This window comes from Stenotrophomonas sp. HMSC10F07 (assembly GCF_001807895.1).
Lineage (GTDB): Bacteria > Pseudomonadota > Gammaproteobacteria > Xanthomonadales > Xanthomonadaceae > Stenotrophomonas > Stenotrophomonas sepilia.
This window is the reverse complement of record NZ_KV791325.1, coordinates 1-10,657: the sequence shown is the minus strand read 5'-3', so window position 1 is coordinate 10,657 and position 10,657 is coordinate 1. Positions and strand designations below refer to the sequence as shown.

At 68.6% G+C, this 10,657-nt stretch carries 9 protein-coding genes; 2 read left to right on the top strand and 7 right to left on the bottom strand.

Annotated elements, in window-relative coordinates; all coding sequences use genetic code 11:
* Window positions 1-37: 37 nt before the first annotated feature.
* From HMPREF3114_RS02115 to HMPREF3114_RS02085, 7 genes are all read right to left on the bottom strand, one after another.
* The gene (locus HMPREF3114_RS02115) at window positions 38-1,687 is read right to left on the bottom strand and encodes an MFS transporter (RefSeq protein ID WP_065196125.1); all 1,650 of its coding nucleotides are present in this window, start codon (window positions 1,685-1,687) and stop codon (window positions 38-40) included.
* Window positions 1,681-2,964 (bottom strand): alginate export family protein, encoded by a 1,284-nt coding sequence (locus tag HMPREF3114_RS02110; protein ID WP_070488933.1) that lies wholly within the window; start codon window positions 2,962-2,964, stop codon window positions 1,681-1,683. Before HMPREF3114_RS02110 ends, HMPREF3114_RS02115 begins: the two co-directional genes overlap by 7 nt.
* A complete protein-coding gene (locus HMPREF3114_RS02105) occupies window positions 2,943-4,790 on the bottom strand; it encodes an amidohydrolase (protein ID WP_171955791.1) in 1,848 nt (615 codons plus the stop codon). Before HMPREF3114_RS02105 ends, HMPREF3114_RS02110 begins: the two co-directional genes overlap by 22 nt.
* A gap of 119 nt (window positions 4,791-4,909) precedes the next feature.
* A complete protein-coding gene (locus tag HMPREF3114_RS02100; protein WP_005417004.1) occupies window positions 4,910-5,335 on the bottom strand; it encodes a DoxX family protein in 426 nt (141 codons plus the stop codon).
* Between the two features lie 2 nt (window positions 5,336-5,337).
* The gene (locus tag HMPREF3114_RS02095; RefSeq protein WP_053501200.1) at window positions 5,338-5,994 is read right to left on the bottom strand and encodes a hydrolase; all 657 of its coding nucleotides are present in this window, start codon (window positions 5,992-5,994) and stop codon (window positions 5,338-5,340) included.
* Window positions 5,991-6,434 carry a helix-turn-helix transcriptional regulator gene (locus HMPREF3114_RS02090; protein ID WP_050562701.1) on the bottom strand — a complete coding sequence of 148 codons (444 nt, stop codon included), beginning with the start codon at window positions 6,432-6,434 and terminating at the stop codon, window positions 5,991-5,993. Before HMPREF3114_RS02090 ends, HMPREF3114_RS02095 begins: the two co-directional genes overlap by 4 nt.
* 50 nt (window positions 6,435-6,484) lie before the next feature.
* Window positions 6,485-6,817 (bottom strand): hypothetical protein, encoded by a 333-nt coding sequence (locus HMPREF3114_RS02085; protein WP_005417009.1) that lies wholly within the window; start codon window positions 6,815-6,817, stop codon window positions 6,485-6,487.
* 96 nt (window positions 6,818-6,913) lie between these two features.
* On the opposite strand from HMPREF3114_RS02085, the gene HMPREF3114_RS02080 reads away from it, so the two are divergent.
* Together HMPREF3114_RS02080 and HMPREF3114_RS02075 are read left to right on the top strand one after the other, a co-directional pair.
* Window positions 6,914-9,943: a sensor histidine kinase gene (locus HMPREF3114_RS02080; protein ID WP_070488930.1), complete on the top strand. Its 3,030-nt coding sequence runs from the start codon at window positions 6,914-6,916 to the stop codon at window positions 9,941-9,943.
* Complete coding sequence (locus HMPREF3114_RS02075) at window positions 9,936-10,589, top strand: response regulator (RefSeq protein ID WP_005417012.1); 654 nt, start codon at window positions 9,936-9,938, stop codon at window positions 10,587-10,589. Before HMPREF3114_RS02080 ends, HMPREF3114_RS02075 begins: the two co-directional genes overlap by 8 nt.
* Window positions 10,590-10,657: the final 68 nt, after the last annotated feature.

Below are 10,657 nucleotides of genomic sequence, written 5' to 3'. Positions count from 1 at the left end.
GCATAAACGACTTAATCCCCTCCGTCCCCTTTTTGTGTCAGATATCGCTGTGATGGTGTGGTACCCCGGTCTTCGGCAGCGGATCATGGCCACCCACGAAGTGGCGTACCACCGGTGCGCGCTCACCGCGATGCAGTTCCCGCAGCACTTCCTGGATCGCCTTGTCGTCGGCGGTGATGCGCTCATGCTGGCGCAGGTGCTCCAGCCACGACGGGGTCACGAAATACTCCAGGTGGATGCCCGGGCTGGCCACGTCCTCGACCACGCCCCAGACCACGGCGCCATCGCGGCGGCGGATCGTGCCCAGCGCGCGCATCTGCGCCTGGAACGTGGCACGATCAGCATCATCGATGCGGTACTCGATGGTGACCAGCACCGGGCCTCGATCGTTCGACACCGGCACCGACAGCTCGGGTGCCGGCCAGTGCCCGGCCGGGCGCAGGTTCAGGTCTTCGGTGCCGGCGATGCGCACGCGCCACACCAGCAACCCACCGATCACCGCACCGGCCGCTGCCACCAGCAATGCCAGTTCGGGCGAGGTGCGCTGAGCGAGCGCGCCCCAGCTCAGGCCGCCGGCGGCCATGCCGGCAGAGAACACCATGATGTACAGCGCCAGCGCACGCGCACGTACCCATGCCGGAACCGCAGTCTGCGCAGCGATCTGAAGCGACGACAGCACGGTGATCCACGCAAAACCATTGACCAGCATCACCGCCGGAAGCACGTACCAGCTGCGGGTCAGCGCCAGCCCGACCAGGCTCAGGGCCAGCGACAACGTCGCCAGCAGCACCAGCAGGTCGCGATCCATCCGTGCGCGCAGCTTCGGCAGCAGCAACGCACCACCCACTGCGCCGATGCCGATGCAGCCCAGCAGCATGCCGTACTGCCCCGCCCCACCCTGCATCTGCCCACGCACTACCACCGGCAACAGCGCGTTCATTGCCGCGGCGAAGAAGAAGAAGCCGACCGACTTGATCAGCACCGCCTGCAGCCGTCCGGCACGGCTCGCGTAGCGCAGGCCCGCTTTCAATCCGGCACCGAAGCCTTCCGGCGGCAAGCTCGACTGCTTTGGGTCGCGCTTCCAGCCCCACACCACGAACAGCATCGCGGCGAAGGTGATGGCATTGAAGCCGAACGCCCAGACCGCACCCAGCTGGGCGACGATCACGCCGCCGATGGCCGGGCCGATCGAACGGGCGATATTGATGCCGATCGAGTTCAGCGCCACCGCCGAGGCCAGCATCGGCTGTGGCACCAGTTCGGAGACGATGGCGGCCTGCGCGGGCATTGCCATCGCCGCACCGCAGCCCATGCAGAAGGTCAGCAGCACCAGCAACTGCGGGGTCAGCAGGTCCATCGCGGTCAACGCAGCCATCGCTGCGGCCACCAGCAGCATCCAGCCCTGGGTCGCCAACAGGTACTTCCGACGATCGACAATGTCGGCCAGGGTGCCGGCAGCGAGCGCCAGCAGCACGATCGGGACCGTGGTGGCCGACTGCACCAGGGCCACCATCAGCGGCGAACCGGTGCGCTCGGCCATCACCCAGGCGGCGGCCACATCATTGACCCAGGTGCCGATGTTGCTGGCCAGGATTGCCAGCCAGATCGAACGGAACATCTGGATCTTCAGCGGGGACCAGGCACCTGCGTCCTGTACGGGGGGTTGCGACGCGGTTGCGTTCACCATTGCCATGCTCCAACGATCGAGGCGAACAGCGTGTCCTGGCCTCCAGCCTGCTTCAGTGCAGGACCGGCGTCGACCCAGGCCAGCTGCAGCTGCCATTGCCAGTGTTCGCTGGCCTGCCAGCGGGTTTCGGATTTGTACTGGGTGCCGATGCGGCGCGCGCCACCGGCGCTGCCCGGCAACGCCACCAGCGGCGCCGGCGTGGTGTAGACCGCATCGGCACGACGATGCTTCCAGGCCATCTGTACGCCCAGTTCCGTCGTCACCGCGTCGTGCAGGCGCAGGGACAGGGTCGGCTGCAGGTCCATCAGATTGGCCGGAGCCAGCAGGCTGGCCTCGCTGAAGTAGGCCGATTTCGGGAACAGTGCATTGAAGGTGCCCAGTCGCCGGTCGTGCAGGTTGCCATCGCCACTGGCGATGTCGGCCTTCAGCCCCAGCCGCGGTTGCAGTGGCCGCTCCCTCCAGCGCCAACCCGTGTCGGTCGCCAGCGTCCAGGCACGGACGTCGAGTGGGCCGGTGGCGGCACGCAGTTCACCGCCCTGCGCCACCAGCTCACTGTTCCAGTCCAGCAGACCTGACTGGCCGAACCAGCGCGCACCGAGTGTCTGCCGGCGCTCGGTTCCCGAGCCCGCCGCAAAGCGCGCACCGTCGCGACGATAGTCCAGCAGGTACAGATCCCACTGTCCCACGCCCTGCCCGCGTGCCGCGGTGGCATAGGCACCCCACAGGTGCGCACCGTGTTCGCTGCGATCATCAAAGGCACCCGGCCGGTTCTCGACCGGCCGCAGGGCCATCAGGTCAAGCGTGCCGAGCCGCCCCTTCCAGCCCAGGCGCGCACCATCGAAGGCCAGGCGGATGTTCGGCCCATCGCGTACCGACAACAGCCGCGAGCTGCCATAGCCGGCTTCCTGCCGGCCGAGCTGCAGATGGAAGCCACCGCGCTGCCAGCGCCAGTACGCCTGCTGCACGTCCAAGGCACCACGGTCGGTGCGGCCCGGGCCGCCTGCCTTGCCATTCTCGGCATGCACGCCCAGCTGCAGTTTTGCCTGCCAGGTGTCCTCCACATAGGTGGCCGAAGCCAGTGCGCGCAGCAGGCCATAGCCGTCTTCGCTGCCGCCGATACCAAACCGGGTCGGGTCGTAGTACAGGCCACGCAGGCGCAGCGATGCGTCCAGCTGCAGCTCGCCGTTGCCCGCGTCGCTGCAGCGGCCGCCCTCGCAGGCCAGCGCCAGCGAGGGCACGGACAGCAGCGCCAGGCTCAGAACGCGAAGCACGAGCATCCCATCGCGCCCCAGAACCCGGCCAGGTCATCGGTCGGCGCCGCGTGATGCGCGGCATGACCGTGAGCACCATGCGTACTGCAGGCCACACCGTGATGGTGGCGATGGGCAGCGGCCAATCCGGTGGCGGCACCACCAACGTGGTAACCACCGAACCGGTTGACCGGCGACCAGTCCGGCATCGCCGGCGGCAGCTGCGGCGCCAGCCCAGCATAATCGCCGTCGGCGTGCACGATGCGCCCGCCGACCACGGTCAGCATGCTGGTGATGTCGGCGATCTGCGCGTCGTCGACGCGGAAGAAATCGGCCGAGAGCAGGATGAAGTCGGCCAGCTGACCAACCTTCAATGTCCCCTTCACTGCTTCGTCGCCGGAGAACCAGGCGCTGCCCTGGGTCCACAGGCGCAGCGCCTGCTCGCGTTCGAGCAGGTTTTCCTCGCCATACAGGGCCAACCCGCCCACGGTGCGCCCGGTCACCAGCCAGGACAACGCCACCCACGGGTTGTAGCTGGCCACGCGGGTGGCGTCGGTGCCTGCGCCCACCGGCACGCCCTCGGCCAACATGCGCTTGACCGGCGGCGTGTGCCGTGCCGCCTGCACGCCGTAGCGCTCGACGAAGGCCTCGCCCTGGTAGGCCATGCGGTGCTGCACGGCGATACCCCCACCCAGCGCGCGGATGCGCTCGATATTGCGCGGAGTGATGGTCTCGGCGTGGTCGATGAACCAGTGCAGGCCATCGAATGGCACCTCGCGGTTGACCTGTTCGTATACATCCAGGATGCGGGTGATGCTCTCGTCGTAGGTGGCGTGGATGCGGAACGGCCAGCGCTTCTCGACCAGCAGCTTCACCACGTCGTGCAGTTCGGGCTCCAGCTCCGGCGGCAGTTCCGGGCGCGGCTCGTTGAACAGTTCGAAGTCGGCGGCGGAGAACACCAGCATCTCGCCCGCGCCGTTGTGGCGCAGCAGGTCATCGCCCTGGCGCGGCTGCAGGATCTCGCTCCAGCCACGGAAGTCATCCACTTCCCTGCCCTTGTTCTGGGTGAACAGGTTGTAGGCGATGCGCACCGTCAGCTGGTCATCGCGATGCAGCTGCTCGATGACCTGGTAGTCCTCGGGGTAGTTCTGGAAGCCACCGCCGGCGTCGATCACCGAGGTGATGCCAAGCCGGTTCAGTTCGCGCATGAAGTGGCGCGTCGAGTTGGCCTGGTACTCGATCGGCAGGCGCGGGCCCTTGGCCAGCGTCGCGTAGAGGATCAGCGCATTCGGCTTGGCCAGCAGCAGCCCGGTCGGGTTGCCCAGCGAATCGCGCACGATCTGGCCACCCGGCGGATCCGGTGTGTCCTTGCTGTAGCCGCAGGCGCGCAGCGCGGCGCGGTTGAGCAGTGCGCGGTCATACAGGTGCAGCAGGAACACCGGCGTATCCGGTGCGATGTCGTTGAGCTCCTGCAGCGTCGGCAGGCGCTTCTCGTTGAACTGCGCGGCGGTAAAGCCACCGACCACACGGACCCACTGCGGCGCGGGAGTACGGTCTACCTGGGCCTTCAGCATGTCCAGGGCATCGCCCAGCGAACGCAGGCCGTCCCAGCGCAGTTCCAGGTTGTAGTTCAAGCCACCACGGATGAGGTGGGTATGGCTGTCGTTGAGGCCGGGCAGCAGGCGCCGGCCCTGCGCGTCGATCAGCGTCGCTTCATTGCCCCAGCCGCGCATGATCTCCTCGTCGCTGCCGACGGCGACGATGCGGCCTTCCTGTACAGCCAGCGCCTGCGCATGCGGCTGCTGCGGGTCGAGGGTGGTAATGCGGGCATTGCGGATGACCAGCGTGCTCATGCGACGCTCCTTGGAAGTGGAATCGAGTGCGGCACCGGCGCGACCTGCCAGGCCGAGCGCAACAGCGGCGCCGCTGGCCAGCACCACGTTGCGGCGGCCGTGATCGAGGGGATCGTGACTCATGCGAATTCTCCCGGAAAGCGTTGGCCGTCCAGCGCCCAGGCGCCGGGGCCGGCCAGCGCGAGGGCCAGCAGCACCGTGGTCCACATCAACGGGTACTCACTGCCGCCGCGCATCCAGAACCAGCCCTTGGGCAGGGCCAACAGCACGGTGAAGCCGATGAAGGCAGCCGCCGCAAGCGCAGCGATGCGGGTCTGCCACCCCAGCAGCACGGCCAGCCCGGACAACACCTGCAGCAAGGCCAACAGCAATGGCAACGGTGCCACTGCCGGCAGCCCGAAACCGCGCAGCTCGGTGGCGAAGCCGGAAAGCCCCGGCCCCCCGAACCAGCCGAACAGCTTGCCCAGCGCGTGCGGCAGCAGGAAGCCTCCTGCCGCCACGCGCAGCATCAGCAGGGCCAGGTCGAGGCCATGGCCGGCAACCATGCTCAGTGCCCGCCTTCCTGCGCACCGAACATCCGCTTGGCGTACTGGATGCCGATGCCGTAGCCGCCAGCGTGATCGCGCGCAATGCCGGTGGTCAGGTCGTAGGTTTCACCCCGTGCCCAGTCGCGCTGCAGTTCGAGCAGGTACTGCACGCTGGTCATCGGCACCCCGCCGGCCTGCACCATGCGGGTGATCGCACGCTCGTGCGCTTCCTCGCTGACATCGCCACAGGCATCGGTGATCACATACACCTCAAAGCCCTGCGCCAGCGCCGACAGTGCCGGGCCGACGATGCAGACGCTGGTCCACAGGCCGGCGATGACCAGACGGCGCTTGCCGATGCGGTTGATCTCATCGATCACAGGCTGGTCTTCCCAGGTGTTCATCGAGGTGCGATCGAACACCGTCTGGCCCGGAAAGATCTGCGGCAGTTCCGGGAACATCGGCCCGGAGAACGATGCTTCGGCGACTGTGGTCAGCACGACCGGTACATTGAAGCCCTTGGCGCCCTTGCCGATCAGCGACACGTTGTTGCGCAGCGCGGAGATGTCGATGGTGTGGGTGGCGAACGCCATCTGCGACTGGAAGTCGATCAGCACCAGGGCGTGGTCGGTCGGCGACAGCAGCGCCGGGGCGGGAGTGGCGGTGGCAAGGCTCATGGGTGGACTCCGTTGGAAACACGATCAAGGGGATGCAACAGGGCGGCATCGCCGGCAACGTACTGGCCGGGGCTGCAGCCGGTCTCCGCGCGGAAGCTGCGGACGAAATGGCTCTGGTCGAAGAAGCCCAGCTGCTGGGCCAGGCAGGCCATCGGCAGCTGCGCGCCCGGCAGCAGCTGGCGCGCGCGCTCGATGCGACGGCGGCGGACATAGCGCAGCGGGCTGGCGCCGGTACCGGCGCGGAACAGGCGTACCAGATGGAAGCGGCTGACGCAGGCGGCCGCCGCCAGCTCGGTCACCCGCAGCGGCTGCGACAGATGCTCATCGACATAGCGCAGGGCGCGCTGCAACGCGGCGGCCTGTTGCGGTGCCAGTGAAGCGGCGGGCGGATCAGGCGGGAAGAGGGTGGCCATGCGGGACGCCGCGAAGGGGTGCCCCATGGTGCGTGACCCCTGCGTGATGCCCTACCCCCGTCGGTCGAGGCCAGCACCTACCCGAATGGGGGAGGCCGACGGCCGAGCAGGCGGCGCCCGAACAACCGCGCATCCAATGAATAGGCGCCAGGGCCCAGCATCAACAGCGCCAATGGCAGCACCGCCTGCGGCCACGGCGCCTGCTGCGCGAACATGCCCACGGCCGCCATCAGCGCCGCCAACGGCGTCAATGCACCCAGCACGAGCATCAGCACTGCCAGCAGGCACAACGCCGACCACCCGCCTGCCTGCATGCCGGGCGTGAACAGCGCAGCGGACAGGCACAACCGCAACCACAGCAGGCCGATGCCCGGACCGCGGTCGGGGAACATCACGAACAAGCGCTGCATGGCGGGGCTCCGGAGGGCATGCCGGCGTGATAGCCGACGCCGGCGCACGCCGCCTACCCCGTTCGGGTCACCCCGGACTGCCCCACACCTGCCAGAATGCGCGCCATGCGTGGCCGCCCCTTCCCGTCCGTGCGTCGCCTGCCGACGCTGCTGACGTGCCTGCTGCTGTTGACCTCCCTGCCCGCCTTTGCCGTGCAGCGCCCGCCGGTGAGCGGCGGGCTGCCAGATTACGAACACACCGCCTGGCGTGTCGGCCAGGGCGCGCCGGGCGATATCTGGGACATTGCCCAGGACCGTGAGGGCCTGTTGTGGCTGGCTACCGGCTCGGGCCTGTACCGCTTCGATGGCCGTCGCTTCGAACGGCAGGCGGCGCCCGCCGGCAGCCAGTTCCCGTCCACCAACATGGTCACGCTGGCGCATGCCGACGGCGGTGCGCTGTGGATCGGCTACTTCCAGGCCGGCATCAGCCAGTTCACGCATGGGCAGCTGCGCAGCTACGGCCGCGAGCAGGGGGTGCCGGTCGGCGTGGTCCCACGCTTCAGCCAGGATCGCCAGGGCCAGCTCTGGGCGGCGATCAATGGCGGGCTGCGCCGCTTTGACGGACATCGCTGGCAGCCACTGCCGGCCGCTGCCGGCCTGCCAGAGCGCCGTGTGCAGTGGGTGCTGCACGACAGCCGGGGCAGGTTCTGGGTGCTGGCCGACCTGAAGATCTGGATGCGTGCGGCGGGCCAGACCGCGTTCGAGGACACCGGCATCGCGGTCTCGCAGATGGCGACGCTGGCCGAAAGCCCGCAGGGTGAAGTGTGGCTGGCCGACCGGGTGAGAGGCACCTCGCCGCTGGCCAACGCGCAGGGTCTGCTGGCAGACAGCGAACGTGAGGCGCGGCGGTTGCCGGAACTGGTTGCTGCGCGCCTGCAGTTCACTGCCGATGGCGCGCTGTGGGCCACGATGAGCCCGCACGGCGGCGTCGCCCGCATCACCTTCGACGGCACCCGGGCCGTGCGCATGGAACGCTTCGATTCGCCGCAAGGACTGACCGCCACATCGGCAGTGCCGATCATCGTCGATCGCGAAGGCAATCTCTGGATTGGCACCAATCTCGGCCTCAACCGCTTCCGCGCACGCAGCGTCCACACCCTGGCGGTGGGCCCAAGCGATCCGTACCGCTCGCTGGTGCGGGCCAGTGATGGCCGCGTGTATGGCTATGGCGAAGACCTCAAGCCCTACGACCTGCGGCGCACCCTGCTCGATGGCAGCGCCACACAGCTGCAGGCCGCCGCGCGCCAGGCACCCACGCCGATCTGGCAGTTCGACTGGGTCAACCTCGCGCGCACGGTCGCCGGCCACACCACACTGATCCCGCTGCCGGCGCCGTTCACCGGGCAGCCGCTGCATGCCCTGTTGTTCCCCGATGACGGACAGGCCTGGGTCTGCACCGGCGAACGCGGGGTGCTGCACTACCAGCATGACCAGTGGCAGCGTGAAATCCGCCTGCCCGAGCAGGCCTGCTCATCGCTGGCGCTGGATGCCGATGGCCAGCTGCTGCTCGGCTATGCCGATGGCCGCCTGCGCCGCCTGGGTGCGAATGGCACCGAGACCTTCGACGCCGGGAACGGCCTGTCGGTAGGGCCGATCACCGCGGTGCTGCACCACCGGGACCTTCTGCTGGTCGCCGGCGAAGCGGGGCTGGCGGCACGGCTGGGCAACGGCCGGTTCGTTCCGGTGCGCACCGACATGGCCGGTGTCCTGGAGGGCATCACCGGCATGGTCGCCGATGCCAATGGGCACCTGTGGCTAAACGGCAGCCGTGGCCTGGTACGGATGGAAAGCGGGTTGCTGCGCCGTGCCCTGCGCACCGGTCTGCCAGTGACGCCACGCCTGTTCGATGCCATCGACGGCATGCCCGGCATCGCCCTGCAGAGCGGACCGATCGCTACCGCCGCCCTGGCCGACGACGGCCTGCTGTGGCTGGCCACCAACCAGGGCCTGGCCTGGCTGGACACCACCCAATCGCACGTCAATACGATGGCTCCCAGCGTGCGCATCGGCGAGGTGCTGTATGGCAGCGAACACGCGCCGCTACGCGATGGCCTGCGCCTCCCGGCCGGCACCAGCCAGCTGCAGATTGACTACGTGGCGCTGTCGTTGGCACGTCCGGAGCGCAACCGCTACCGCTACCGCCTGTCGGGCGTGGATGACGGCTGGCAGGACGCTGGCAGCAGCACACGTGCGTACTACACCAACCTCGCGCCCGGCAGCTACCGGTTCGAGGTGGAAGCCGCCAACGAGGACGGCATCTGGAGCACCGCACCGGCCAGCCGCAGCTTCCGCATCGCTCCCACCTTCATGCAGACCGTGTGGTTCAAGCTGCTGTGCACCGCCGCCGTGCTTGCACTGCTGGTGCTGGCGGTACGCATCCGCAGCGGGCAGCTGGCCGCACTGTTCCGCGCCCGACTGCAGGAACGCAACGGCGAGCGCGAACGCATCGCGCGCGACCTGCACGACACCCTGCTGCAGGGTAGCCAGGGCCTGATCCTGCGCCTGCACGCGATCAGCCAGTCAGCGCAGACACCGGAGCCTGTGCGCCGTCAGCTTGAGTCAGCGATGCAGCTGGCCGAGCGCAACCTGGCCGAGGGTCGCGAGCGGGTCAATGCGCTGCGCGAGGCGCCGTTCGCGGGCCGCGACCTCGCTTCGGCGCTGGCCGACGTGCACGCCGAATACGCCGGGCATGGCATCAATCCCCTGCGCCTGACCGTGGAAGGCGCGACGCCACCGCTGCAGGCCGACGCGGCCGAAGAGGTGTTCCTGATCGGGCGCGAGGCCATCCGCAATGCGTTGCGCCATGCCAATGCCAGTGCCATTGAAGTGGAACTGTCCTATGGCACGCGTTGTTTCCTGCTGCACGTGCGCGACGACGGCGCCGGCATTGCCGACGAGAACGCCGGCCATGGCCATTGGGGCCTGCAGGGCATGCGTGAGCGCGCCCAGCGCCTCGGCGCGGAACTGCAGCTGTGGACCCGCCCCGGGCTGGGTACCGAGGTCGCGCTGGCGGTTCCCGCCCGTCGCCTGTATCACCGCCGCCCATCGCGTTGGCGCTGGCCCTGGAGTAGAACGAGCCATGACTGAATCCCCTACCCCGATCGGCGTACTGGTGGTCGATGATCACCCGTTGCTGCGTGACGGCCTGGCTGCGCTGCTGGGCGCCCATTCCGACCTGCGCCTGCTCGGCGAGGCCGCCGATGGCGAGGAAGCCATCGCGCGCTATCAGCAGCTGCAGCCAGACGTGGTACTGATGGACCTGCAGATGCCACGCCTGGATGGTGTGGAAGCCATCGTGCGGATCCGCGCGATGGATCCGCGCGCGCGCATCATCGTGCTGACCACCTACCGTGGTGACGTACGTGCGGTGCGGGCGCTGCAGGCCGGCGCCAGCGCGTACCTGCTGAAGGACATGCTGCGCCATGAACTGGTCGACACCATCCGCATGGTCGCCGGCGGCCGGCGCGCACCGATTCCCCCGGCCGTGGCGGCCAGCATCGCCGCGCATGTAGTGGAAGATCGCTTGTCGCCGCGCGAGACCGAGGTACTGCGGCACGTGGCCGGAGGGCTGTCGAACAAGCGCATCGGCGAGCGCATGCAGATTTCCGAGCAGACGGTGAAGGCGCACATGAAGAGCCTGATGGACAAGCTCGGCGTGGGTGATCGCACGCATGCGGTAACCCAGGCGCTGCGGCGCGGCATCATCAGCCTGGACGACAGCGGGCACGATTAGAGGGTTGTCCGGCAGGGCTGCGCCCTGCACCCACGGTAGTGCCGGCCGCTGGCCGGCAACCTCAACAG